This window comes from Pseudomonas sp. R1-6, assembly GCF_051132115.1.
Lineage (GTDB): Bacteria > Pseudomonadota > Gammaproteobacteria > Pseudomonadales > Pseudomonadaceae > Aquipseudomonas.
Window position 1 is genome coordinate 5417193 of sequence record NZ_CP071662.1, and the last position, 23562, is coordinate 5440754.

A 23562-nucleotide genomic window follows, 5' to 3' on the forward strand; every position below is an offset into this window, starting at 1 on the left:
CGCTTTCGACCGAGAGGATCGAACCGTCGATAGCGCCCAACAAACCGGCCTATCCACTCCTTCCGCGCCTCGATGAACTGAAGCGAAGCACTTACCGAAACTTGGTTAACTCGTTGAAACTCAAGGAGTTTTCCGTTTCGACTGCGCCGGAAGTGGGGCGAATTATAGACATCCAGAATTTGCCGTCAACCCTTTATTTTGTTTTCTATCAATCAGATACCCAAATGACCGCAAGCGCCCTTCTATATAGAAGGGAGGCTACAGGACGCCGGAGTCCCGCAAGGTCGCTATCGCTGCAATATCCAGCCCCAGTACCCGCTGCAACACCTCCATCGTATGTTCGCCTAATGAGGGAGGCGCGTTTCTATATTCAATCGGCGTATCGGACAAGCGAATAGGACTGGCTACTTGCGGCACTGTACCGGCCAACAGGTGGGGCAACTCGATCGCCAACCCGCGAGCCTGCACCTGAGGATCGGCAAACACCTGCGCCAAATCGTTGATAGGGCCACACGGCACTCCGGCTTGCTCCAACTGAACCACCCACTCGGAAGTCGTCTTGAATACCGTCGCCTGGCGAATCAACGGGATCAGTGCCGCCCGGTTCGCCACTCGCATCTTGTTCGTCGCGAACCGGGGATCATCGGCCCACTGCGGTTGGCCGGCGACCTCGGCGAATTTTCGAAATTGACCGTCGTTACCCACCGTAAGGATGAAGTCACCATCAGCTGTGGGAAAATCCTGGTAAGGCACGATATTGGGATGCGCATTCCCCAACCGCTTCGGCGCACTGCCTGTGGTCAGGTAATTCATTGCCTGGTTGGCCAGGCATGCCACCTGAACATCCAGCAAAGCCATATCGATATGCTGCCCACCGCCGGCATGGTCGCGATGAGCCAACGCCGCCAGGATGGCAGCGGTCGAATACAAGCCGGTCAGAATATCCGTCAATGCAACACCGACTTTCACCGGCCCAGCTCCCTCTTCCCCTTCCGGTCGACCGGTAAGGCTCATCAAGCCTCCCAGCCCTTGGATCATGAAGTCATACCCGGCGCGCTTGGCATATGGCCCCGTCTGGCCAAAACCGGTGATCGAACAATAGATCAACTGCGGATTGATAGCCTTTATCGAGTCGTAATCCAGGCCATAGGCAGCGAGTCCACCCACCTTGAAGTTTTCGATCAGAATGTCGGACTTCGCCGCTAGCTCTAGGATCAGCTTCTGGCCCTCGGGGCGAGTAAAATCGATCGTGACCGATTGCTTGTTGCGATTGGCCGCTAGGTAATAAGCCGCCTCGGTCGTGTTCTCGCCGTAAGCGTCCTTAAGGAAGGGCGGGCCCCACGCACGCGTATCATCGCCATTGCCAGGGCGCTCGACCTTGATGACATCCGCGCCCAGGTCCGCCAGGATCTGCCCAGCCCAAGGCCCGGCCAGGACCCTTGATAAATCCAATACCCTCAGATGCGAAAGCGCGCCCATCGCCGGTCTCCTATTAATAGAACGCCTGAATACCGGTTTGCGCGCGCCCCAGGATCAGCGCATGGACATCATGGGTGCCTTCGTAGGTATTCACCACTTCCAGGTTCACTAGGTGACGAGCAATGCCGAATTCGTCGGAAATGCCGTTGCCGCCCAACATGTCACGGGCCATGCGCGCGATATCCAGAGATTTACCGCAAGAATTACGCTTCATGATCGAGGTAATCTCCACCGCAGCCGAGCCCTCGTCTTTCATGCGCCCCAGACGCAAGCAGCCTTGCAGCGCGAGGGTGATTTCCGTCTGCATGTCGGCCAGCTTCTTCTGGATCAACTGATTTGCCGCCAACGGGCGTCCGAACTGTTGCCGATCAAGCGTGTACTGGCGGGCGGTGTGCCAGCAAAACTCAGCGGCCCCCAACGCCCCCCAGGAGATGCCATAGCGTGCCGAGTTCAGGCAAGTAAACGGCCCCTTCAGGCCTCGGACGTCTGGAAAGATGTTCTCCTCCGGAACGAATACATTGTCCATGACGATTTCGCCAGTAATCGACGCGCGCAGCCCGACCTTGCCGTGAATAGCCGGCGCACTCAGGCCTTTCCAGCCTTTTTCCAGGACGAAGCCGCGGATATCGCCAGCGTCGTCTTTGCCCCAGACGACAAACACGTCAGCGATCGGGCTGTTGGTGATCCACATCTTGCTACCCGTCAAGCTGTAGCCGCCTTCCACTTTCCGCGCGCGAGTAATCATCGCGCCCGGGTCGGAACCGTGGTTTGGCTCAGTCAGGCCGAAACAGCCGATCCATTCGCCCGAAGCCAGCTTCGGTAAATATTTCTGTTTTTGCGCCTCGGTCCCGAATTCATTGATGGGCACCATGACCAGCGAGGATTGCACGCTCATCATCGAGCGATAGCCGGAATCGACGCGCTCCACTTCCCTGGCAATAAGGCCATAGCTGACATAGTTCAATCCGCTGCCACCGTATTGCTCGGGAATGGTCGCCCCCAGCAGGCCCACTTCGCCCATTTCACGAAAAATCGCCGGGTCGGTCTTTTCATGACGGAACGCTTCCAGCACTCGAGGCGCGAGCTTCTGCTGGGCAAATTGTTCGGCGGTGTCACGAATCATTCGCTCTTCTTCTGTGAGCTGCTGATCCAACAACAGTGGGTCGATCCAATTGAAGCTCGCTTTACCGGCCATGAGAAACCTCGCCAATGAGATGAAAATTTGTGGATTGATCCTAGGCGCGGTTTCCTACGAGAGCAAACGAGGATTCCGCATGCTCTTGTGCTAATTTCTCACTCCGTAAAAGGCTAAAAGGCCGTTTACGCCCTTCATGAGTGAGGTCTCCGTACATGCGCCGCAAGATTCCCAGCACCGCCGCCCTGGTCAGCTTCGAGGCCGCGGCCCGCCATGAAAGCTTTACCAAGGCCGCGCAAGAGCTTTCGCTCACACAGGGCGCGATATGCCGACAGGTTGCCAGCCTGGAAGAGTTTCTGAGCGTGGAACTCTTTCGACGTTCCAGGCGCGGCGTAAAGCTGACCGAAGCAGGGCTTTCCTACAGTCGTCGAATTGCCATGCAGCTGGACGCGGTCGAGCGTGACACTCTGTCAGTCATGGGCCATACCGGCGCGAACGTCATCGAGCTGGCGGTAGTGCCAACATTCGGTACGCAATGGTTGTTGCCACGGCTGAAGGATTTTCAAAAGCAGCACCCCGAAGTTACGGTCAACCTGACCAACCGAACACGCCCTTTCCTCTTTGCCGACACCGATTTTGATGCCGCCATCTATTTCGGCGATGCCGATTGGTCCGGTACCGAATCCCACAAGTTGATGGGCGAAAACCCGATGCCGGTATGCAGCCCGGCATTACTGGGAAACCGAAAGGCGCTGACACCGGAGGCTATTGCTGAATTGCCACTGCTTCAGCAGACCACCCGCCCCTATGCATGGCGCCAATGGTTCAGCTCGCAGGAGCTGAACATTGCACGGGACCTGACAGGCCCGCGTTATGAACTATTCTCGATGTTGGCCCAAGCAGCCATGCATGACATGGGAATCGCGTTGATCCCGCCTTTTCTGATCCAGCGCGAACTGGCGGAGGGTCGTTTGGTAATCGCCAATCGCAATGCATTGTCGAGCATCAAGGCGTATTACCTGATGATTCCCGAACGAAAGGTGAAATCTGCTTCGCTTCAGGCGTTTCGCGACTGGCTAGTAAACCAGGCCAAGGGCTATCTCCTTGAATAGCAATGCAAAATTACGATCTTGACTACGTAGTCAGTTTATTAGGATCGCTACAGATATAAGTTTATGTCGCATAAAACCAAACTGTTATGGACGAAGTACAATCGTCCCACAACCGGCTAAATACGTGGCTTTGAGCCACATTCTCCAACGCATGCCTACGTATTCACCTTGGCAATGTAAAAAGTAAGACGATTCCCCGCCTATCCCTTTAAGAACAAGGCTTCACGGGCAATGAACCTGATGGTTGCGACACTTAGTCACAGGGTGACTTGTAGTTAATTTTTCGTCACACGTCATAATCCCTTGAAGGGCAGAATTTTCGCCTGCAAAATGCCGCGCCCCGCCTGAAGAGGCGAGGTCGTGCTGATCGGCCGCCCCAGCCGCACCATCCGAAGTGCCTGGGTTTACTCAATAAGATCACGCAGGAGATTTGACGTGCACATTGGTGTTCCCCTCGAAACCCAAACGGGTGAAACACGGGTTGCTGCTACCCCGGAAACCATCAAGAAGCTCATCGGCCAAGGCCATAAGGTTACTGTTCAAAGCGGCGCCGGTATCAAGGCCAGCGTGGTCGACAGTGCTTACGAAGCGGCGGGCGCAACTATTGGCAGCGCCAGCGATGCGTTCGGGGCCGAACTGATCCTCAAGGTGGTCGCCCCCAGCGATAGCGAACTGGGGCTGATCAAGAGCGGCAGCGTTCTGGTGGGCATGCTCAATCCGTTCAATAACGAGACCATTACCAAGCTGGCCGAGCGCGGCATTACCGCATTCGCCCTTGAGGCCGCCCCACGCACGTCCCGGGCCCAAAGCCTGGATGTGTTGTCGTCTCAAGCGAACATTGCCGGGTATAAGGCCGTGCTGCTGGCCGCCCATCATTATCCACGCTTCATGCCGATGCTGATGACAGCGGCGGGCACCGTGAAAGCGGCGCGAGTATTGATCCTTGGCGCCGGTGTGGCGGGGCTACAGGCAATTGCCACGGCCAAGCGCCTGGGTGCTGTGATCGAGGCTTCGGATGTGCGGCCCGCGGTAAAGGAACAAATCGAATCCCTCGGCGCCAAGTTCGTCGACGTGCCTTACGAAACCGACGAAGAGCGTGAATGCGCCGTCGGCGTTGGAGGTTACGCCCGGCCCATGCCTGCCAGCTGGATGCAGCGTCAGGCCCAGGCTGTGCACGAGCGCGCCAAACAAGCTGACATTGTCATTACCACGGCACTGATTCCGGGCCGCAAGGCACCGACGCTGCTAAGCGCCGAAACCGTCGCGCAAATGAAACCCGGCTCGGTGGTCATCGACCTCGCGGCAGCCCAGGGCGGCAATTGCCCGCTGACCGTGGCCGACCAGGTGGTTGTCGAGAACGGCGTCACCATCGTCGGCCCGACCAACCTGGCTGGCGAAGTCGCGGCCGATGCCTCGGCGCTGTACGCCCGTAACCTGCTGGACTTCCTGAAGCTGGTCTTCACCAAGGAAGGCCAGTTCGACGTGAACCTGGAAGACGACATCGTCGCAGCGTGCCTGATGTGCCGCGACGGCCAAGTCATCCGCAAAAACGCCTAAGCAGGGATTCAGACAATGGAAGAGCTTATCTCCCCCGGTATCTACAACCTGATCATCTTTGTGCTGGCCATTTATGTCGGTTACCACGTGGTCTGGAACGTAACGCCTGCGCTGCATACGCCGCTGATGGCGGTGACCAACGCCATTTCGGCCATCGTGATCGTCGGCGCGATGCTCGCCGCCGCCCTGACCGTAACGCCTCTGGGCAAGACCATGGGTACTCTCGCCGTAGCCCTGGCTGCGGTGAACGTGTTCGGTGGCTTCCTGGTGACGCGCCGCATGCTCGAGATGTTCAAGAAAAAAGCCCCGAAAGCCGTAAAAGAAGAGGCGCCCAAGTAATGAGCATGAACCTGGTAACGACGCTCTACCTGATCGCGTCCATCTGCTTCATCCAAGCCCTCAAAGGCCTGTCGCACCCTACCACCTCCCGTCGCGGCAACCTGTTCGGCATGCTCGGCATGGCATTGGCGGTGCTTACTACCGTCGGACTTATCTACAAACTGGGAGCCGAGCTGGCGACCGCCGGCATTGGTTATGTCATCGTTGGCTTGTTGATCGGCGGCACCGCCGGTTCGATCATGGCCAAGCGTGTCGAGATGACCAAGATGCCGGAGCTGGTGGCGTTCATGCACAGCATGATCGGCCTGGCGGCGGTGTTCATTGCCATCGCCGCTGTCGTCGAGCCGCAATCGCTGGGCATCGTCAAGCAATTGGGGGATTCGATTCCGGCGGGTAACCGTCTGGAGCTGTTCCTTGGCGCGGCAATCGGCGCAATCACGTTCTCCGGTTCGGTGATCGCCTTCGGCAAGCTGTCGGGCAAGTACAAGTTCCGCCTGTTCCAAGGCGCTCCGGTGCAGTTTGGCGGTCAGCACAAGCTCAACCTGATCCTGGGCCTCGCCACACTGGGCTTGGGCCTGGCTTTCATGTTCACCGGCAACCTCGGCGCATTCGCCTTGATGCTGGCCCTGGCGTTTGTCCTGGGCGTGCTGATCATCATCCCGATCGGCGGTGCGGACATGCCGGTGGTGGTCTCGATGCTCAACAGCTATTCCGGTTGGGCCGCAGCAGGCATCGGCTTCTCGCTGAACAACTCGATGCTGATTATTGCAGGCTCGTTGGTGGGTTCGAGCGGCGCGATCCTCTCGTACATCATGTGCAAGGCGATGAACCGCTCGTTCTTCAACGTACTGCTCGGCGGTTTCGGCAACGCCGCAGATGCTGCTGGCCCGGCAGGCTCCAAAGAAGCCCGCCCAGTGAAATCCGGCTCGGCTGACGACGCGACTTTCCTGCTGACCAACGCCGATACGGTGATCATCGTTCCAGGCTACGGCTTGGCGGTCGCCCGGGCGCAGCACGCGTTGAAAGAACTGACCGAGAAGCTGACCCACCACGGCGTGACGGTGAAATACGCAATCCACCCGGTTGCCGGTCGTATGCCCGGCCACATGAACGTCCTGCTGGCCGAGGCCGAAGTGCCTTACGACCAGGTATTCGAGATGGAAGACATCAACTCCGAGTTCGGCCAGGCCGACGTGGTGTTGGTGCTGGGCGCCAACGACGTGGTCAACCCGGCGGCGAAGAACGATCCGAAGTCGCCGATTGCCGGCATGCCGATTCTCGAGGCGTTCAAGGCCAAGACCATCATCGTCAACAAGCGCTCGATGGCCAGCGGTTATGCCGGCCTGGACAACGAGCTGTTCTATCTCGACAAGACCATGATGGTGTTCGGCGACGCCAAGAAGGTCATCGAAGACATGGTCAAAGCAGTGGAATAAGCGTCAGTTGTTTATCAAAACGCCCCGACTTGTCGGGGCGTTTTGATTTGTATCAGGGCAAAGCGTTACCGATCCGGTAATGATGTTTTGCCTGAAACGCCCGTAATAGAGGCCTCAAATGCGACTTTTGTAGCGGGTCGGGCTCGGCGCGAATTCTCTAGACTGCGCATCCAGCTTCCAGCCCGAGAAACCATTCATGTACCGTGATCGCATCCGCCTGCCTTCGTTATTGAATAAAGTGATGAGCGCTGCCGAGGCAGCCTTGCTCATTGAAGACGGAATGACCGTCGGCATGAGCGGCTTTACCCGCGCCGGAGAAGCGAAGGCCGTGCCGCACGCACTGGCCGAACGCGCCAAGGTCACGCCGCTGAAAATCAGCCTGATGACCGGAGCAAGCCTGGGCAACGATCTGGATAAGCAGCTCACCGAAGCTGGCGTACTGGCACGACGGATGCCCTTCCAGGTGGACAGCACCCTACGCAAGGCCATCAATGCAGGCGAGGTGATGTTCATCGACCAGCATCTTTCGGAAACCGTCGAACAGATGCGTAACGCCCAGCTCACGTTGCCAGATATTGCCGTGATCGAAGCGGTGGCGATCACCGAGCAAGGTCATATCGTGCCGACCACGTCGGTAGGTAACTCCGCCAGCTTTGCGATCTTCGCCAAGCAAGTGATCGTGGAGATCAACCTAGCCCATAATCCAGATTTGGAAGGCCTGCACGACATTTACATCCCCAGCTATCGTCCAACTCGCCTGCCGATCCCCCTGGTGAAGGTTGACGACCGTATCGGCAGCACCGCCATCCCGATCCCACCGGACAAAATCGCCGCCATTGTCATCTCCCAACAATCAGATTCCCCTTCGACGGTCTTGCCGCCGGACGACGACACCCAGGCCATCGCCGACCATCTGATCAGCTTTTTCAAGCAAGAAGTCGCGGCCGGGCGCATGACCAACAAGCTTGGCCCCCTGCAGGCCGGCATCGGCAGCATTGCCAACGCAGTGATGTGCGGATTGATCGACTCTCCGTTTGAAGAACTGACCATGTATTCCGAGGTATTGCAGGACTCCACATTCGACCTCATCGACGCCGGCAAGCTGAGTTTCGCCTCTGGCAGCTCCATTACGTTGTCCGCTCGGCGCAACACGGATGTCTTTGGAAATCTGGCGAAATACAAGGACAAACTGGTGCTGCGCCCGCAGGAGATCTCCAACCATCCGGAGGTAGTGCGACGCCTGGGCATCATCGGCATCAACACGGCGCTGGAATTCGACCTGTATGGCAACGTCAACTCGACTCACGTATGCGGCACGCGAATGATGAATGGCATTGGGGGTTCGGGGGATTTTGCCAGGAACGCACACTTGGCTATTTTCGTGACCAAATCCATTGCCAAGGGCGGCGCCATTTCCAGCGTCGTTCCGATGGTTAGCCATGTGGACCATACCGAGCATGATGTCGACATCCTGGTGACCGAGATTGGACTGGCTGACTTGCGGGGCTTGGCGCCACGCGAACGGGCGCGGGCGATCATCGAAAACTGCGTGCATCCATCCTATCGCCAGGCATTGAACGAGTACTTCCAGGCGGCAAGCGCCTTGGGCGGACATACGCCGCATATTTTGCGGGACGCACTCAGCTGGCACATGAACCTGGAAGCAACCGGACGCATGCTTGCGGTTTGATACAGCTGGATCACCGTTAGGACTAAAACAGTTTTATAAATCCAAAGGGCTCGGCAGATTCTTTGCAGAAACTGTACTTCTGTACCGGTGATTTCTTACAGTCATATCCCACAAAACACAGCCAGACACTGAATAACGCACCAATTTAGTGCCGATAGATACAGTTGCCTCAAGATTGACCAGTACACCGCCTTTTAACAGTTAACTGGTCTCTTACAATACAGATGAACTGTATCTACAGGGACTGGCCAAACGGGAGGATCATGGGCACCAGTTAAACCACTACCTAATCCCGCCACAAGCGGAAGGATGTCAACCATGGAACGTACACTCAGTTCCGAGCTGTTTTTCGAAGACAAAGCTGAAAAAAACCAGGCTTCTATGCCTCTTCGCGTTATCGCTAACCTGATGTTGTGGCAGCGCCGCATTGCCAGCCGCCATCAATTGGCCCGTCTGGATTCGCGCCTGCTGGCAGATGCCGGTATCAGCGAAGCACAGCGCTACGAAGAGCTGAGCAAGCCGTTCTGGCGCTAATTCAGCGTCGCTGGCCCTGACCCATCGGGTCCATCGCCAGCACCGAATTGAATAAACAAGACCCGTCGTGGGAAACCGCGACGGGTCTTGTCGTTTTCGAGCCTGAACCGGTCTGAGACCGGGAAGTAGAACAGTTATAAAAAAACTATTCAGGCACCAGTACAGTTTGTTGGATGGGGATTATCTTGCCTTGGGACGAGCCAAGGACCATTGCAAAGCTGTAAGCAAACGCGATCTGTCCTAATATTGATGCAACCGTGGCGAAGCGAGTCGAGCATGTGTCTCCCCTTCCAGCTACAGGCACCGGTATCACCTCATATACAAGGAGCTCCATCATGTCCCGTCTTCGCCTGCTCAGCGCAGTAGCGCTGTTGGCCGTAGCTGCTCAGTCCAACGCCAGCAGCTTCATCGTCACCACCGACTCCATTGTCGGCGCCCTCAAGGCCACGTCCGACGTAACCTCCGATGCAACCTCATCACTGCGTGACAATAAAATCGTTCAAGCCGCACGTGACGACGCCGCCAGCTTCGTGGCCAGCGAAGGCGCTATCCGCGGTGTGAAACTGGAGAGTGCATTGGATTACATCCGCCAGCAGGCACCGCAGCTCAACGCCACCGATGCGCAGCTTGCACAGGCCATCCTGGTAATCTGATGCAACATGAAACATTGGGCACCCAAGGGTGCTCCGATGTTTCCGCGCTGGCCCTGGCCCGCAGGTTTGCGCTAGCCTTCAAGCTCGCCAACAACCGTCGAGTCCCATGCGTTTTTACTCAAAACTTTACAGCGCCTGTTTATTCACAGTTTTTTGCTGGTCTGTCCCGGCCCATGCCTTCGATGTGTCCACCCAACAAGTGGTCGCCAGTGGCTACGCTACGAGCCTGGTGACCTCCGCACCCTTCGACAATAAACGGGTCGTCGCCGCTCGTGATGACGCCGCCGCGTTCATTGCCAGCGAAGGACAATTCCGAGGTGCGCAATTGGAGTCGGCCCTGGACTACCTGCGCCGGAACCAGCCGAAACTTCACGCCAGCGACCTTGAACTGGCACAGGCAATTCTCGTCCAATAACTATCTTTAATTCTCCGGAGTCGTTCCATGCGTAGCCCGCTGATTGCTGCCGCCCTTGGCCTGCTGGTGTTGGCCGATGTGGCCCAGGCACATACCCTGGTAGCCACCAGTAACATCATCGTTCGCGCCTCCCAGCGTTCGATTGATTTCACCTCTGACACCACCACATCCATTCGTGACTCAAAGATTGTCCGCGAAGCTCACGATGACGCTGCCAGCTTCGTCGCCAGCAACGGCGAGATTCGTGGCGCTCATCTCGAAGCGGCCTTCCAGACATTGCGTACCCGCGTACCGGAAGCCCGCGACGCCAGCGACCAGGTTCTCGCCGAAGCTATCCTCGCATTGTGAGGCGGCTGGCCGCCTGGCTGACTGCCGGGGTTGTGCTGCTTCTGAGCGGCACAGCCCAGGCCGGTCTCCAGTTACATCTCAATAGCGATGGCTTGAGCCCGGCACAACAACAGGCCAGCCAGGCACTGCTCGATGAAGCCATGCAGGCATTGCCGCCACGCTTCATCGAGCGACTTGACCGGCGCATCGATGTCGGCTGGACCGATCGGATGCCCGCAAACGCCTACGGCCAGGCTTCACTGGTGTCGCAGTTGGACTTGAACCGGAACCTGCTGGACAGCCTCACCGATGGCAGCGCCGCCAAGCAAAAGACCTTGCGCCCCCACGGCACCGTGCGGCGCGAAATGCTCGCTACCGTGCTGCACGAACTGACTCATATCTATGACCGCTCGCGCCTTTGGCCAAATGCCGAACGTGTGCTGATCCAACGCTGTACTCGGCGTAACAGCAGCGCCGGGCTGATCGGCATGACGGATGAGTGCAGGGGCCAGAACGACCGGCGCTTCACGCTCAGCGATGATCCTCGCCTGCTGGATCTCGCCGGCTGGCCGCAGTATGTGGGCCGTCGCGGCGAACGCGAGCAGCACAACCGTCAGGTTGCCCGCAGCCCGGACCTTTATGAGACGAGCAGTCCCAAGGAGTTCGTCGCGGTCAATATGGAGTATTTCCTCCTCGATCCAAGCTACGCCTGCCGACGTCCCGCGCTGTATCGCTATTACCGTGAGCACTTTGGCTGGGCGCCCGCCGCCAAGGACACCTGCTCCACGTCGTTCGCCTTTCTCAATGCCGGCAATGATTTTGCCAAGACACCACTGGGCAAGGTCGATCCGGAACGCGTCTATGCCATCGACTACCTGTTGGCTGAAGCCAACCAGAACTGGGTCAGCCGTTGGGGCCATAGCATGCTCCGCCTGGTGATATGCGCACCGGGCCGTCCACGTGGGCCAGATTGCCGATTGGATCTGGACCAACACCTGGTGCTGTCGTACCGCGCCTTCGTAGGCGACGTTCAACTGTCGAGTTGGGATGGCCTGGTAGGCAAATACCCGTCGCGTCTGTTCGTACTGCCGTTGGCCCAGGTCATCGACGAGTACACCAAGACCGAACTGCGCAGCCTGGCGTCGGTGCCCCTCAAGCTGTCGCGCACCGAAATCGAAGAAACGGTCGAACACGCCGCCGAAATGCATTGGAGCTATGACGGCAACTATTACTTCCTCTCCAATAATTGCGCGGTAGAAAGCTTGAAGCTGCTGCGCAGCGGCAGTAATAACGAACAGCTCAAAGGCCTGGACAGCATCATGCCCAACGGTCTGCTGGAAGTGCTCAAGGGCCGTGGCTTGGCCGACACCAGTGTGCTGGATGATCCCAAGGAAGCCTTGCGCCTGGGTTACCGCTTCGACTCATTCCGCGAACGCTACCAAGCCATGTTCGACGTTCTGAAAAAACGCCTGCCGATACGGCAACAAACCGTCGAAGACTGGCTCGCGCTGGACGCTGCCGAACGCCGCGTTTGGTTTGAACAGGCCGACCTGCGCACCAGCGCGGCATTGCTATTGCTGGAACAGGCCAGTTTCCGTCGGCAATTGCTGCTCGCCCAGGATGAAGTCAAACAGCGCTACCTTGGCGCGCGTGAGCTTCAAAACGGTGGCATGGAGAGAGCCAACGCGACGTTACAACAGATTCTCGCCAATAGCGGCTTCCTGAGCCGTCCAGCCGAACTGCTGGGCAGCAGCGGCTACGGATTGCCACAACCCAGCGAATGGCAGCGATTGGAATCGGAAAGCAGCCTGCGCCAGAAACAGCTTCAAACGCTGACCGGCGACCTGGATAAGGAAGTCAGGGCATTGCTTGAACCGAGCCGCGCTGCTGAAATCGCCGCGAGCGAGGCCAATGTGAAGGAGATCGGCGAACATCTGCGCAAGCTGCACAAAGCCGCAGGTGGGTTGGAGTTGCCGTGACTGCCAAGCCTTGAAGCGATAACAAAAAGGGGTTCGGAACCCAGTTCCGAACCCCTTTTTCATTGGCGCGAGCCAAATCAGCCAAGACGCGCCTTACGTACACCATCAGCCAAGGCCGCGCACAAGCTCAACACACCATCAATCGCCTGTTCCGACGTATCGGCGCTGGCGATATGGTCGATCAGCGCGGAGCCGACCACTACGCCGTCGGCCAACCGGGCGATGGCTGCCGCCTGTTCCGGGGTGCGAATACCGAAGCCAATGCTGATCGGCAGATCGGTATGCCGACGCAGACGCGCCACCGCTTCTTCTACATGCTCCAGCGTCGCGGCACCGGCACCGGTCACACCCGCGACCGACACGTAATAAACGAACCCCGAGCTGCCGTTGAGCACGGTCGGCAAACGCACATCATCGGTGGTTGGCGTTGTCAGACGGATGAAATCCAGGCCGGCAGCCTGGGCCGGCTCGCACAGTTCGCTGTTGTGCTCGGGTGGCATGTCCACGACGATCAGGCCATCGACACCGCTATCCAGCGCTTCGCCGATGAAACGCTGCACGCCATAACGATGGATCGGGTTGAAGTACCCCATCAGCACCAGCGGCGTCTCGGTATTGTCCTTGCGGAACTCCCGAACCATCTGCAGGGTTTTCGCCAGGTTCTGCTGGGCGCCCAAGGCACGAATGTTCGCCAATTGGATTGCCGGGCCGTCGGCCATCGGATCGGTGAACGGCATGCCCAACTCAATAACATCGGCGCCGGCGGCAGGCAGGCCCTTGAGGATCGCCAGCGACGTGTCGTAGCCCGGATCGCCAGCCGTGACAAACGTCACCAGGGCGGCACGGTTCTGTTGTTTGAGTTCGGCAAAACGGGTTTGCAGGCGGCTCATCAGTGTTTCTCCTGCTGGGACTGTTCCATGTGGTGCATCACGGTTTGCATGTCTTTATCGCCACGGCCGGACAGGTTGACCACCATCAGGTGATCCTTGGGCAGGTTTGGTGCGCGCTTGAACACTTCAGCCAAGGCATGGGCACTCTCCAAGGCAGGAATAATCCCTTCCAGGCGGCAGCATTTATGGAACGCTTCCAAAGCTTCGGCATCGGTGACGGAGGTGTATTGGACGCGGCCAATGTCATGCAACCAGGCGTGTTCAGGGCCAATGCCGGGGTAGTCGAGGCCAGCAGAGATCGAATGCGCGTCGATGATCTGGCCGTCCTCATCCTGCAACAGGAAGGTACGATTACCGTGCAGCACGCCTGGAACCCCACCGTTCAGGCTCGCCGCATGCTTGCCGGTCTCGATGCCGTAGCCCGCCGCTTCGACACCAATGATTTCAACGCTCTTGTCATCGAGGAATGGGTGGAACAGGCCCATGGCATTGGAGCCACCGCCGATGCACGCCACCAGGCTGTCCGGCAGACGACCCTCCTGGGCTTGCAGCTGGTCACGGGTTTCCTTGCCGATCACGGCTTGGAAGTCGCGGACCATCTCTGGATAGGGGTGCGGGCCGGCTACAGTGCCGATCAAGTAAAACGTGCTGTCGACGTTGGTCACCCAGTCACGCAGCGCCTCGTTCATCGCATCCTTGAGTGTGCCGGTACCGGCGATCACGGGGATGACTTCGGCGCCAAGCAGCTTCATCCGAAACACGTTGGCCTGCTGGCGCTCGATGTCGGTGGTGCCCATATAGATTACGCAGTCCAGGCCAAAACGAGCGGCCACGGTGGCAGTGGCCACCCCATGCATGCCGGCGCCGGTCTCGGCGATGATGCGTTTCTTGCCCATGCGCCGCGCCAGCAGGATCTGGCCGATGCAGTTGTTGATCTTGTGCGCGCCCGTGTGATTCAGTTCTTCACGCTTGAGGTAGATCTTCGCGCCGCCGCAGAACTCCGTCAGGCGCTCGGCGAAATACAGCGGGCTTGGACGACCCACATAGTCCCGTTGGAAGTAGGCCAATTCCTCGATGAACGCAGGATCTTCCTTTGCCGTTTCGTATTCACGGGCCAGATCAAGGATCAGCGGCATCAGAGTTTCCGCGACATAACGGCCGCCGAACGCGCCAAACAGGCCGTTGGCATCGGGACCGCTGCGCAGGTTGAAAGGGGTCGTAGGCTGGGTCATCGGGCGCTCCAGGCGAATGCGTAGAAAAACAATGAGCCCACTCTACCCCTGACATATCGCTCTGAAAACCGATAAGATCGCCGCAACCTGTCAGAAAAACTCACAAATACCATGAGCCAAGATTTGCCACCGCTCAACGCCCTGCGTGCCTTCGAGGCCACTGCCCGCCTGAATAGCGTAAGCCAGGCGGCGGAACAGCTGCACGTCACCCACGGCGCGGTTAGTCGACAACTCAAAGTGCTGGAAGAGCACTTGGGGATCAGCCTGTTCGTCAAGGATGGGCGAGGCCTGAAACTCACAGATGCGGGACTGCGCCTACGTGACGCCAGCGCCGATGCGTTCGAGCGCCTGCGCACCGTTTGCGCCGAGCTGACCCAAAGCACAGCGAACGCCCCGTTCGTGTTGGGCTGCTCGGGAAGCTTGTTGGCGCGCTGGTTCATCCCCCGCCTGGGCAGGCTCAATGCCGATTTGCCTGATTTGCGCCTGCACCTGTCCGCAGGTGAGGGCGACCTCGACCCGAGGCGCCCAGGGCTGGACGCCCTACTGGTATTCGCCGAACCACCCTGGCCGGCAGACATGCATGTGTATGAACTGGCCAGCGAGCGGATCGGGCCGGTGATGAGCCCGCACTACGCGGGCTTTGCCCGCTTGCGCAATGCATCCGCCACTGCGCTGCTGAGCGAACCGCTGTTGCACACCACCTCACGCCCCCAGGCCTGGCCCACTTGGGCACGGCAAAATGCCCTGGAACCCCAGGCATTGAAATTGGGGCAAGGTTTCGAGCATTTGTATTATTTGCTGGAGGCGGCCGTGGCCGGGCTTGGCGTGGCGATCGCTCCCGAGCCCCTGGTGACCGAGGACCTGCGGGCTGGTCGCCTGGTCGCGCCATGGGGGTTCGGTGAAACCCCCGCACGACTGGCGCTATGGTTGCCCAAGCGCGCCGCAGACGGGCGCGCCCGGCAATTGGCGCAGTGGCTCAGGCATGAGCTGAACCCATCGAACTAGTTACCGCGCTTGCACAACAAGTAAGCGGCCAACAGACCCAGTGCGCCAACGGCAACGCCAGCGGTGGTCCATGGATGTTCCTGAGCGTAGTCGCGCGTGGCGATCCCGGTTTCGCGGGTTTTCACCTTCACCTCTTCATACGCATCGCTGAGCAGATGCCGAGAATGTTTCAGTGCGCTTTCGGCATTTGCCTTAAGCGACTTGAGCGTCCTACGCGACTCGTCCGACGCGTCGTCCTTCAGGCTTTCCAACGACTTGAGCAGACTCTCGATCTCCGCTTCCATGCTTTGCAACGAGGCTTTGCGTAACGAAGTGCTGGCCATGGTGGCTCTCTCCTGCAGTGGTTGAGTAGCGTGTGTGGATTGGGACTGCGACCGTTTGGGAAAGTGCACTAAATCTGAACTTTCCAAGCGTAAACGGCGCCACATGTAAGGCGAAAAATCGCTGCTAGGCTGTTTAAGACAACCAAGGAGAACGTCATGAGTGATCACCACACGTACAAAAAAGTCGAGCTGGTCGGTTCGTCTCCCACCAGCATTGAAGACGCCATCAACAATGCCCTGGCCGAGGCCAGCAAGAGCCTCAAGCACTTGGAATGGTTCGAAGTTACGGAAACCCGGGGCCACATCGAAAATGGCCGGGCCGCGCACTTCCAGGTGACCATCAAGGTTGGGTTCCGGATCGCCAACAGCTGAGTTCTTTGAACTTGCACGCTGGCGGAGTGCCATAGGGAATGGCGATGCGCTATTGGGCGCATCACGTCTTTACGAAACCTCCCTATCTGATCCGACCGAGGAGTGCGAGCGATGAAGAAGTTGATGGTGGCCCTGGGTTTGCTGAGCCTTGCGGGTACTGCGTTTGCGGCCGGCAAGCCATGCGAGGAGTTGAAGAGCGAAATCGCAGCGAAGCTCGATACCAACGGCGTGTCGGGTTATTCGCTGGAGATCGTCGATAAAGGTGCAGCGGGTGACGGAAAAGTCGTCGGCACCTGTGAGGGCGGTTCGAAAGAAATCGTCTACATACGCGGCTGATAACGCGCTCAGATCAAAGCCGACGCATCGCGTCGGCTTTTTATTGGCCGCGACTCAGCCTTTCATGACCTGTGCCAGCAGTTCATACGAGTGCAGGCGGTCGGCGTGCTCATAGAGGTCGCTGGTGAAGATCAGCTCATCGGCCTGAGTCTGTTCGACCAACACCTCCAACCTGGCGCGGATCTTCTGAGGACCGCCAATCATGGCCAGGCCAAGGAAATCCCCCACCGCTTCCTTCTCATGGGGCAGCCATAGACCATTCATGGTTTCCACCGGCGGGCGCTGCACCAGGCTCTGGCCGCGCATCAATGCCAGGATCCGCTGGTACACCGACGTCGCCAGGTAATCGGCCTGCTCGTCCGTGTCAGCCGCCACCAAAGGCACCCCGAGCATCACGTACGGCTTGTCGAGTACGGCCGATGGTTGGAAGTGATTGCGATAAACACGAATCGCCTCGTGCATGAACCGCGGTGCGAAATGGGAGGCGAACGCGTAGGGCAAACCGCGCTCCCCGGCCAACTGCGCACTGAACAGGCTAGAACCCAACAGCCACACCGGTACATTCGTTCCCGTGCCGGGCATGGCGATGATGCGTTGGTCAGGGGTACGCGGGCCGAGATAGCGCATCAGTTCGGCCACGTCATCAGGGAAATCATCAGCACTGCCGGAGCGTTCGCGGCGTAGTGCACGCGCGGTCATCTGGTCGGAACCGGGGGCGCGTCCCAACCCAAGGTCGATCCGGCCCGGAAACAGACTTTCCAAGGTGCCGAACTGTTCGGCGATCACCAACGGCGCGTGGTTGGGCAGCATCACCCCGCCCGAGCCGACGCGGATGGTCGACGTCCCCCCCGCCAGGTAGCCCAGCAGCACCGCCGTCGCGGAGCTGGCGATGCCGTCCATATTGTGGTGTTCCGCCACCCAGAAACGGGTGTAGCCAAACTTTTCCACGTGCTGCGCCAAATCCAGGGAATTGCGCAGGGATTGGGCTGCATTGCCGTCAGCGCGGACGGGCACAAGGTCGAGGGTTGAAAATTTAACTTCGGACAGCTGTTTCATGGGCCGGCATCTCCAACGGCGTACGAGCTTTTCTGTAGGCGAAAGCCTGCCGTTTCTCTAGGTGTGTCCTATGAATGTGGGCATATACCCGAGTTTCAATAGTAGCGAAGAATTTTCCTACTAAATTAGTCGACTAATCGACCGGGTGAACTTTATCGGCCGGTCTATCCTCACAATCCTGGCACTGAAAAATACCCAGGCGCGAACCCTCGCGCCGAATCATGAGGAGGCACACATGGCTATCGTCAAGAAAGCATCGGCTCACTGGGAAGGTGACCTGAAGACCGGCATAGGCTCCATCTCCACGGAAACCGGCGTGTTGCGCGAAGCGCCCTATGGTTTCAAGGCACGTTTTGAAGGCGGCAAGGGCACCAACCCTGAAGAACTGATCGGCGCGGCCCACGCGGGCTGCTTCTCCATGGCGTTTTCGATGATCCTTGGCGACGCCGGGCTCAAGGCCGACAGCATCGACACCAACGCCGAAGTGACCCTGGACCAGGTCGACGGCGGCTTTGCGATCACCGCGATCAAGCTGATTCTCAAAGCCAAGATTCCCGGCGCCAGCCAACAGCAATTCGAAGAGCTGAGCAACAAGGCCAAGGAAGGTTGCCCGGTTTCCAAGGTGCTCAACGCCGACATCACCCTGGACGCGACCCTGGTGAATTGACGAACCGAGAAGGTCGCGGTCTCCCGAGGCCGCGGTCTTCTATGGTTTACCCGCTATTTACCCGAAGGCAACTGTGGTCGAATGCAGGTCTGCAGTTTCAGCGCACAGGCGTGCGCGCTGTATTGAGGAGTTCGAGCATGAAACGTTTGGCCTTGGCAGTCATCGGTTGCGCACTGACCACATCGGCCCTCGCGGCACCCAAGCCCTGCGAAGAATTGAAAGCAGAGATCGAAGCCAAGATCCAGGCCGCAAACGTGTCCTCATACACCTTGGAAATCGTCACCAACGACGAAGTCCACGACCAGAACATGGTGGTAGGCAGTTGCGATAACGGCACCAAGAAAATCATCTACCAGAAGAACGACCGCTAGGCAGCGCTACATCAAACAATTGGCCTGTCGATCCTCGGCAACGATTTCACGCTTGGCGTTATAGAGCCGGGCACTGGGGGAGTACGCCAGATTACGAGCCTCCAGGCGGTAACGCTGGCCGGCCTCGAAATGGTCGTAGCGCACGATCAGATAGCACAGCCGTTCCTTCGGGTCGTTCATCATGCCCAGCCCACCGCCCGCGCCGAACACCTCGAAGTCGAAGCGCACCTTGAGTTCGTGGCTACCGGGTGAAACCTGAAAAAAGCGTCCGTCCCGCAGCCGCTGGCCATCCAGGCTTTCAGCCATCAGCAGCTTGCCGCCCGGCATAGGGGTGGCGAAGTCGACCCAGGCCATGTTCGGGTCCATCTCGGGCAATGGGCTCGTCGCGCATCCGCTCAATGTCGCAAGAGCCAAAAACAACGTGGATAGGCGCATGATGATTTCCTGAAGTCAGGCCCCGAGCATAGCGCCAATCAGCTTTGCTGGCAGCCTGCCGGCGTGCCTTGGCCCACCACGTTGCGCTGTTGGTCGTAAAGCTTGGCCCACGGCCGGAACCCGATACTGCCGGCTTGCAACTGATAGCGCTGGCCCGCGTTGAAATCCTTGAATTTTACGTTCAACCGGCAATCGCGCCACAGCGGCTCGGCATCTGGCCCGATGTTGCCCGGCTCCACGGCAAATTGATAACGCACCGTCAGCTCATGGCTACCCGGTTGAACCTCGAAATAACGCCGGTCGATGGATGCCTTGTCATCGACTTCCAACGCTTGCAACGCCGTGTCCCGATGGTTACCTAGGTCAATCCACGCCTGGGAGGGATCTGGATCGGGCAAACCGGCACAGCCGGTCAGCAGCAACAGGCCACTTGTCAGCATCAACACGCGCATAGCGAAGCTCCGGGCAGGCGAGATAGTCTTGAGGCAGACTTCCCAGGGTGATTCCAAAATTGATCAGGCAGCGTTCACGCCATCGGTTACTCGACCGTGTTTTCAGGATTTTGTTTCCGGCCTTCCTGCTTTTGTTACTCAACGGTTGTACAAGCGTCGGTTATTACGGCCAGCTCGCCAGCGGACAATGGCGACTGCTGCAAGCACGCGAGCCCATCGACCGGGTCATTGCCGACCCCACCCGTGATTCCGGATTGCGCACCCATCTGGCTCAGGCCCGTGAGGCCCGCGCGTTCGCCAGCACACACCTGCACCTGCCCGACAACCAGAGCTATCGCCTGTACGCGGACATCGGCCGCCCCTTCGTCGTCTGGAACGTCTTCGCCACCCCGGAGTTTTCCCTGGCCCCGCTAACCCACTGTTTTCCCATCGCCGGTTGCGTAGCGTATCGGGGCTATTACAGCCAGGGCGCCGCCCGGGGCGAGGCCGCTTTGCAGCGTTTGCGAGGCATGGATGTGTCGATTGCCGGCGTAGAGGCCTACTCGACGCTGGGCTGGTTCGACGACCCGATCCTCAGTTCGATGCTGCATTGGGGCGACGAACGCCTGGCGACGCTGATCTTTCATGAACTGGCGCACCAACGCGTCTACGTGAAGGACGACACGGAGTTCAACGAATCATTCGCCACCTTCGTCGAGCAGGAAGGCACCCGCCAATGGCGCGCCCATCGCGGCCTGGCGCCGGACAACGGCAACCGATTGCGCCAGCGCGACCAGTTCATCCAGTTGATCCTCGACACCCGCCAACGGCTGGAAACCCTCTACGCTCAACCCCTACCGACCGAGCAGATGCGCCAACGCAAAGCCGAGGAATTCGAACGCCTGCGCGCCGACTACGCGCACCTACGCGACAGCCAATGGGCCGGCGACAAACGCTACGACGCCTGGATCTACGCGCCCCTGAACAACGCCCGAATATTGCCGTTCGGCCTGTACGACCAATGGGTGCCGGCGTTCGGGGCGTTATTCAAGCGTGAGGGCGAGGATTGGCTGGCGTTTTACAGCGCGGTGGAAAAACTCGGCCGCTTGCCAACCGTAGAGCGCAAGGCAGCGCTGAAGGCGCTGGCCTCAACCAATTGACGGCAAACGAACAAGCCCTGATCGCAAGCACGCCCAAAACCTCAACCCAGCCAAGCCCCCCGGTGGGAGCGAGCCTGCTCGCGATCGCGGCCCAACAGCCAGTACATATTCCGGGAATACCAACCAGCCCCTCTACCACCAAAACGAACCACCGGCCCAAACCTCACGCAACTGCGCGGCGCTGAGGTTTCGCCGCGCTGGATCAAAGGCCAGCGTTGTGCGTAATGCCGACCAGCAACGCTCTGAAGTCAACACTCTGAAGGTGAGCAGCACGGCCATGTCGAAAGGGTTCCGGGTGCGCTGGCTTATCAGCGTGTAATGGATGTGGAGAAATAAATCTGTCCCCTTTGGCATTTATCATTTGGGGCGCTGTTCAAGCGTGAGGGCGGTATTAAGTGGCGTTTTAGCGACGTGGAAAAACTCGGCAGTTGTTGACTCTAGAGCGCGAAACGCGCTCAAGGCTCTGGCGTCACCCCAACCTGACTGCGAACGAACGGACCATTAATTTTGGTTAATAGCTATAAATCTCCCAGCTCTTCGCTTAATAAAGCCGCGAATGCGTCCTTAGCACTATGGAACCCAAGATTCTTATTCCAAATAAAAAAATTAGGTACAGAGGGTAAATCGTCAAAAACGTAGCCTCGAATATTCCCGATCTGATTAAATTGCTCGAATACCCCCCTCGGAACTAAGGAAACACCAGCCCCCGAACTCACGCAACCAAGAATGGTTCCATAACTGGCTATACTGGTTATGGAGCTAGCCACACCATGAGCATTCAACCACGTTATCAAAGCCTTTCTATAAGGGCACCCCTCTGGCCACATAAACATATTGATTCCGTTCAAATTTGCTGGCTCATGTATTAACCCCGTCGCTGGAGAAGCTATCAATACAAGCTCCTCTTTATAAATTTCGATACTATCAATCTCGGGATGCTGGTGAGTAACAGCAATGACTGCGCCATCCAGCTTATGATTAACCACATCATCTAATAGTTTGGGCCACTCCCCCGTGCTAAATTGCATCTGCACAGAAGGATAGGTGTAGTGATATTTTGATAACAATTTTGGAAGCCTACCTGTAGCGGACGACTCTATAGCACCAATTTTTAAACTTCCGGTTGGTTCTGAGTCAGCGCTTAGAGCCCTCTGGGCTTCCTGACACAACGACAATATTTTATTAGTATAGCCAAGAAATAAACGCCCTGAAGGGCTAATGATTAGTCCTCTACCTTTCCTTATGAATAACGAGACCCCAAGCTCCTTTTCTAAAAGCTTTATTCGGTTTGTGATGTTTGACGGAACACAGTGCAGCACTTCGGAGGCGCGAATAATACTACCTTGATCGGCGACAGCCTTGAACATAATTAGCTGCGAAAGCTCCATGCTAATGCTCATTAAAAGTGAAATAGAGAATCACTATAAGTCAGTTGTTGGGAACGAGCAAGTCGTTTAATGTTTACATTCTGGTTTATACAGGACGCTTAGATCAGGAATCATTTAGTAAATTTTCAAGGAGAAAAACACTGCCATGAGCTCAGCATTATCGCAAATTCGTTTTGAGGCAAATAAGCATAAGTACATGCGAGATTTTGGTGAGATATTTATTGAGGCGCTGCCAAAGCATGTAAAAAACCTGAAAATACCTGGACGAGCTATATGTGACGATCATAGAAGGGAACCTATACAGGCGCAGATTACGGACATAGCGGATCTGCAGGGCGCGATGCTTGAAGTACTTTTCCACCCCATTACAAAGGAAGCTCAATTTCATACGGAAAATGCCTTTAACGCTTTCCTATGCAAAACCACAGCCGATTCCTCGGTTATGAAATTTTTTAACGGGTGGAACGAAACTCACAGAACCACCAGCTTAGTATCAGGCAAAATTATCATGCGATTATCAGCAGATGCGATATCGGTTCCTATCGAGAAACAAGCTGGTTATCACAACGTCTTGGCACATATGCATGAAGTCGTTAAAGATGATTTTGGGCTCGGCCATCAGGGACATGATGGTATGTATGATTACATGGCCAAAGCCTTTGGCGCAAAAACATGGGTTGAAAACCAATATAAAGTTGAAGAGTGTAACGATTTTTCGAAGTTTCTATATGCAACTGGATTGGCCGAACACAAATCGGCGCTGAATTCAGTCGAACATGAAGAATCCATTATGGATGCAATGATGGTATCCATCGCATCAGAACTTTGGAATGGGCAGGAGTATAACTACATTGCTCAGAAAATAGAGGACAAGCTATTCAGCATTGATCCTTCGCTGAGCACTAACGCTAAGGATTTTCGTAACGCAAAAGCGTACATAATGGGACATTCTGGCGACGTGGAGAATAAGCATGGTTTGCATGCCTTGGCCGCTGCGCAGTCGTATGGACGCACAGTAGGCCTAAATTTTAAAATTGGGCGATTGAAAGGTATTATGCTCAATTACAACGAACGAGTAGGACGATCTTTTGAAGCTATGCATCGCGCTTTAACCTCAGCCCCGTAAACCCCTCAGTTGCAAATTATAAGATTTAGCACCGAACATAATATTCGACCACACAAAAACATGCCCCAACCAGGAGCGCGCCGATTGGTTTCTTATGCCCAGCATCATGCTAAT

Annotated in this window: 26 protein-coding genes; 17 read left to right on the plus strand and 9 right to left on the minus strand. The window is 57.3% G+C overall.

Translation table 11 applies throughout. The features are described from left to right. Positions 1-258: 258 nt before the first annotated feature. Positions 259-1479, minus strand: coding sequence for a CaiB/BaiF CoA transferase family protein (locus J3P81_RS24215; RefSeq protein ID WP_434561356.1), 1221 nt, complete (start codon positions 1477-1479; stop codon positions 259-261). A gap of 13 nt (positions 1480-1492) precedes the next feature. After that, complete coding sequence (locus J3P81_RS24220; RefSeq protein ID WP_039593369.1) at positions 1493-2674, minus strand: acyl-CoA dehydrogenase; 1182 nt, start codon at positions 2672-2674, stop codon at positions 1493-1495. Positions 2675-2829: 155 nt separating this feature from the next. On the opposite strand from J3P81_RS24220, the gene J3P81_RS24225 reads away from it, so the two are divergent. The 10 genes from J3P81_RS24225 (at position 2830) to J3P81_RS24270 (ending at position 12656) form a co-directional block, all read left to right on the plus strand. Continuing rightward, positions 2830-3726 (plus strand): LysR family transcriptional regulator, encoded by an 897-nt coding sequence (locus tag J3P81_RS24225; RefSeq protein ID WP_434561358.1) that lies wholly within the window; start codon positions 2830-2832, stop codon positions 3724-3726. A gap of 435 nt (positions 3727-4161) precedes the next feature. Further along, positions 4162-5283, plus strand: coding sequence for a Re/Si-specific NAD(P)(+) transhydrogenase subunit alpha (locus tag J3P81_RS24230; RefSeq protein WP_434561360.1), 1122 nt, complete (start codon positions 4162-4164; stop codon positions 5281-5283). A gap of 15 nt (positions 5284-5298) precedes the next feature. Beyond that, positions 5299-5622 (plus strand): NAD(P) transhydrogenase subunit alpha, encoded by a 324-nt coding sequence (locus tag J3P81_RS24235; RefSeq protein WP_003187010.1) that lies wholly within the window; start codon positions 5299-5301, stop codon positions 5620-5622. Further along, positions 5622-7058: an NAD(P)(+) transhydrogenase (Re/Si-specific) subunit beta gene (locus J3P81_RS24240; protein WP_434561362.1), complete on the plus strand. Its 1437-nt coding sequence runs from the start codon at positions 5622-5624 to the stop codon at positions 7056-7058. The genes J3P81_RS24235 and J3P81_RS24240 overlap by 1 nt, the downstream gene beginning before the upstream one ends. Before the next feature lie 196 nt (positions 7059-7254). Then, positions 7255-8748, plus strand: coding sequence for an acetyl-CoA hydrolase/transferase family protein (locus tag J3P81_RS24245; RefSeq protein WP_420765934.1), 1494 nt, complete (start codon positions 7255-7257; stop codon positions 8746-8748). 318 nt (positions 8749-9066) lie between these two features. Beyond that, complete coding sequence (locus tag J3P81_RS24250; RefSeq protein WP_181288343.1) at positions 9067-9282, plus strand: DUF1127 domain-containing protein; 216 nt, start codon at positions 9067-9069, stop codon at positions 9280-9282. 335 nt (positions 9283-9617) lie between these two features. Beyond that, entirely contained in the window at positions 9618-9935 is a 318-nt protein-coding gene (locus tag J3P81_RS24255) for a DUF2388 domain-containing protein (protein ID WP_420765935.1), read from the plus strand. A gap of 106 nt (positions 9936-10041) precedes the next feature. Then, complete coding sequence (locus tag J3P81_RS24260; RefSeq protein ID WP_420765936.1) at positions 10042-10350, plus strand: DUF2388 domain-containing protein; 309 nt, start codon at positions 10042-10044, stop codon at positions 10348-10350. Between the two features lie 27 nt (positions 10351-10377). Beyond that, complete coding sequence (locus J3P81_RS24265; protein ID WP_420765937.1) at positions 10378-10698, plus strand: DUF2388 domain-containing protein; 321 nt, start codon at positions 10378-10380, stop codon at positions 10696-10698. After that, positions 10695-12656, plus strand: coding sequence for a DUF4105 domain-containing protein (locus J3P81_RS24270; protein WP_420765938.1), 1962 nt, complete (start codon positions 10695-10697; stop codon positions 12654-12656). The genes J3P81_RS24265 and J3P81_RS24270 overlap by 4 nt, the downstream gene beginning before the upstream one ends. A 77-nt stretch (positions 12657-12733) precedes the next feature. On the opposite strand, the gene trpA is transcribed toward J3P81_RS24270, so the two are convergent. After that, entirely contained in the window at positions 12734-13546 is an 813-nt protein-coding gene (gene trpA / locus J3P81_RS24275) for a tryptophan synthase subunit alpha (protein ID WP_434561364.1), read from the minus strand. Continuing rightward, a complete protein-coding gene (gene trpB / locus J3P81_RS24280) occupies positions 13546-14778 on the minus strand; it encodes a tryptophan synthase subunit beta (RefSeq protein WP_434561366.1) in 1233 nt (410 codons plus the stop codon). Before trpB ends, trpA begins: the two co-directional genes overlap by 1 nt. Before the next feature lie 111 nt (positions 14779-14889). Here trpB and J3P81_RS24285 point away from each other — a divergent pair, with 111 nt between their 5' ends. Further along, positions 14890-15783: a LysR family transcriptional regulator gene (locus J3P81_RS24285; protein WP_434561368.1), complete on the plus strand. Its 894-nt coding sequence runs from the start codon at positions 14890-14892 to the stop codon at positions 15781-15783. Here the strand turns inward: J3P81_RS24285 and J3P81_RS24290 are convergent. Further along, positions 15780-16106 carry a DUF883 family protein gene (locus tag J3P81_RS24290; protein ID WP_420765942.1) on the minus strand — a complete coding sequence of 109 codons (327 nt, stop codon included), beginning with the start codon at positions 16104-16106 and terminating at the stop codon, positions 15780-15782. The genes J3P81_RS24285 and J3P81_RS24290 overlap by 4 nt on opposite strands. Before the next feature lie 156 nt (positions 16107-16262). Here J3P81_RS24290 and J3P81_RS24295 point away from each other — a divergent pair, with 156 nt between their 5' ends. Both J3P81_RS24295 and J3P81_RS24300 read left to right on the plus strand, forming a co-directional pair. After that, positions 16263-16478 (plus strand): dodecin, encoded by a 216-nt coding sequence (locus J3P81_RS24295; RefSeq protein ID WP_003177209.1) that lies wholly within the window; start codon positions 16263-16265, stop codon positions 16476-16478. Between the two features lie 111 nt (positions 16479-16589). Then, positions 16590-16814: a DUF1161 domain-containing protein gene (locus tag J3P81_RS24300; protein ID WP_434561370.1), complete on the plus strand. Its 225-nt coding sequence runs from the start codon at positions 16590-16592 to the stop codon at positions 16812-16814. Positions 16815-16868: 54 nt separating this feature from the next. Here the strand turns inward: J3P81_RS24300 and J3P81_RS24305 are convergent, their stop codons facing one another. Continuing rightward, positions 16869-17870 carry an LLM class flavin-dependent oxidoreductase gene (locus J3P81_RS24305; RefSeq protein ID WP_434561372.1) on the minus strand — a complete coding sequence of 334 codons (1002 nt, stop codon included), beginning with the start codon at positions 17868-17870 and terminating at the stop codon, positions 16869-16871. A gap of 235 nt (positions 17871-18105) precedes the next feature. Here J3P81_RS24305 and J3P81_RS24310 point away from each other — a divergent pair, with 235 nt between their 5' ends. Further along, the gene (locus J3P81_RS24310; protein ID WP_434561374.1) at positions 18106-18537 is read left to right on the plus strand and encodes an OsmC family protein; all 432 of its coding nucleotides are present in this window, start codon (positions 18106-18108) and stop codon (positions 18535-18537) included. A gap of 137 nt (positions 18538-18674) precedes the next feature. Continuing rightward, positions 18675-18908, plus strand: coding sequence for a DUF1161 domain-containing protein (locus tag J3P81_RS24315; RefSeq protein WP_420765946.1), 234 nt, complete (start codon positions 18675-18677; stop codon positions 18906-18908). 6 nt (positions 18909-18914) lie between these two features. On the opposite strand, the gene J3P81_RS24320 is transcribed toward J3P81_RS24315, so the two are convergent. Next, complete coding sequence (locus J3P81_RS24320; protein ID WP_434561376.1) at positions 18915-19343, minus strand: hypothetical protein; 429 nt, start codon at positions 19341-19343, stop codon at positions 18915-18917. 38 nt (positions 19344-19381) lie between these two features. Beyond that, the gene (locus J3P81_RS24325) at positions 19382-19795 is read right to left on the minus strand and encodes a hypothetical protein (protein ID WP_420765948.1); all 414 of its coding nucleotides are present in this window, start codon (positions 19793-19795) and stop codon (positions 19382-19384) included. A 59-nt stretch (positions 19796-19854) separates the two neighbouring features. Here J3P81_RS24325 and J3P81_RS24330 point away from each other — a divergent pair, with 59 nt between their 5' ends. Then, on the plus strand, positions 19855-20934 hold the full coding sequence (locus tag J3P81_RS24330) for an aminopeptidase (RefSeq protein ID WP_420765949.1): 1080 nt from the start codon (positions 19855-19857) through the stop codon (positions 20932-20934). 518 nt (positions 20935-21452) lie between these two features. Here the strand turns inward: J3P81_RS24330 and J3P81_RS24335 are convergent. Continuing rightward, on the minus strand, positions 21453-22322 hold the full coding sequence (locus J3P81_RS24335) for a LysR family transcriptional regulator (protein WP_434561378.1): 870 nt from the start codon (positions 22320-22322) through the stop codon (positions 21453-21455). Between the two features lie 145 nt (positions 22323-22467). Between J3P81_RS24335 and J3P81_RS24340 the strand changes: the two genes are divergently transcribed. Next, a complete protein-coding gene (locus J3P81_RS24340; RefSeq protein ID WP_434561380.1) occupies positions 22468-23448 on the plus strand; it encodes a hypothetical protein in 981 nt (326 codons plus the stop codon). Positions 23449-23562: the final 114 nt, after the last annotated feature.

What these genes read in the sequence shown, in the direction of transcription:
- J3P81_RS24215 (WP_434561356.1), bottom strand. Translation starts at nt 1,479, where the DNA reads ATGGGCGCGCTTTCGCATCTGAGGGTATTGGATTTATCAAGGGTCCTG.
- J3P81_RS24220 (WP_039593369.1), bottom strand. Translation starts at nt 2,674, where the DNA reads ATGGCCGGTAAAGCGAGCTTCAATTGGATCGACCCACTGTTGTTGGAT.
- J3P81_RS24225 (WP_434561358.1), top strand. Translation starts at nt 2,830, where the DNA reads ATGCGCCGCAAGATTCCCAGCACCGCCGCCCTGGTCAGCTTCGAGGCC.
- J3P81_RS24235 (WP_003187010.1), top strand. Translation starts at nt 5,299, where the DNA reads ATGGAAGAGCTTATCTCCCCCGGTATCTACAACCTGATCATCTTTGTG.
- J3P81_RS24240 (WP_434561362.1), top strand. Translation starts at nt 5,622, where the DNA reads ATGAGCATGAACCTGGTAACGACGCTCTACCTGATCGCGTCCATCTGC.
- J3P81_RS24245 (WP_420765934.1), top strand. Translation starts at nt 7,255, where the DNA reads ATGTACCGTGATCGCATCCGCCTGCCTTCGTTATTGAATAAAGTGATG.
- J3P81_RS24250 (WP_181288343.1), top strand. Translation starts at nt 9,067, where the DNA reads ATGGAACGTACACTCAGTTCCGAGCTGTTTTTCGAAGACAAAGCTGAA.
- J3P81_RS24255 (WP_420765935.1), top strand. Translation starts at nt 9,618, where the DNA reads ATGTCCCGTCTTCGCCTGCTCAGCGCAGTAGCGCTGTTGGCCGTAGCT.
- J3P81_RS24260 (WP_420765936.1), top strand. Translation starts at nt 10,042, where the DNA reads ATGCGTTTTTACTCAAAACTTTACAGCGCCTGTTTATTCACAGTTTTT.
- J3P81_RS24265 (WP_420765937.1), top strand. Translation starts at nt 10,378, where the DNA reads ATGCGTAGCCCGCTGATTGCTGCCGCCCTTGGCCTGCTGGTGTTGGCC.
- trpA (WP_434561364.1), bottom strand. Translation starts at nt 13,546, where the DNA reads ATGAGCCGCCTGCAAACCCGTTTTGCCGAACTCAAACAACAGAACCGT.
- trpB (WP_434561366.1), bottom strand. Translation starts at nt 14,778, where the DNA reads ATGACCCAGCCTACGACCCCTTTCAACCTGCGCAGCGGTCCCGATGCC.
- J3P81_RS24285 (WP_434561368.1), top strand. Translation starts at nt 14,890, where the DNA reads ATGAGCCAAGATTTGCCACCGCTCAACGCCCTGCGTGCCTTCGAGGCC.
- J3P81_RS24290 (WP_420765942.1), bottom strand. Translation starts at nt 16,106, where the DNA reads ATGGCCAGCACTTCGTTACGCAAAGCCTCGTTGCAAAGCATGGAAGCG.
- J3P81_RS24295 (WP_003177209.1), top strand. Translation starts at nt 16,263, where the DNA reads ATGAGTGATCACCACACGTACAAAAAAGTCGAGCTGGTCGGTTCGTCT.
- J3P81_RS24300 (WP_434561370.1), top strand. Translation starts at nt 16,590, where the DNA reads ATGAAGAAGTTGATGGTGGCCCTGGGTTTGCTGAGCCTTGCGGGTACT.
- J3P81_RS24305 (WP_434561372.1), bottom strand. Translation starts at nt 17,870, where the DNA reads ATGAAACAGCTGTCCGAAGTTAAATTTTCAACCCTCGACCTTGTGCCC.
- J3P81_RS24310 (WP_434561374.1), top strand. Translation starts at nt 18,106, where the DNA reads ATGGCTATCGTCAAGAAAGCATCGGCTCACTGGGAAGGTGACCTGAAG.
- J3P81_RS24315 (WP_420765946.1), top strand. Translation starts at nt 18,675, where the DNA reads ATGAAACGTTTGGCCTTGGCAGTCATCGGTTGCGCACTGACCACATCG.
- J3P81_RS24320 (WP_434561376.1), bottom strand. Translation starts at nt 19,343, where the DNA reads ATGCGCCTATCCACGTTGTTTTTGGCTCTTGCGACATTGAGCGGATGC.
- J3P81_RS24325 (WP_420765948.1), bottom strand. Translation starts at nt 19,795, where the DNA reads ATGCGCGTGTTGATGCTGACAAGTGGCCTGTTGCTGCTGACCGGCTGT.
- J3P81_RS24335 (WP_434561378.1), bottom strand. Translation starts at nt 22,322, where the DNA reads ATGGAGCTTTCGCAGCTAATTATGTTCAAGGCTGTCGCCGATCAAGGT.
- J3P81_RS24340 (WP_434561380.1), top strand. Translation starts at nt 22,468, where the DNA reads ATGAGCTCAGCATTATCGCAAATTCGTTTTGAGGCAAATAAGCATAAG.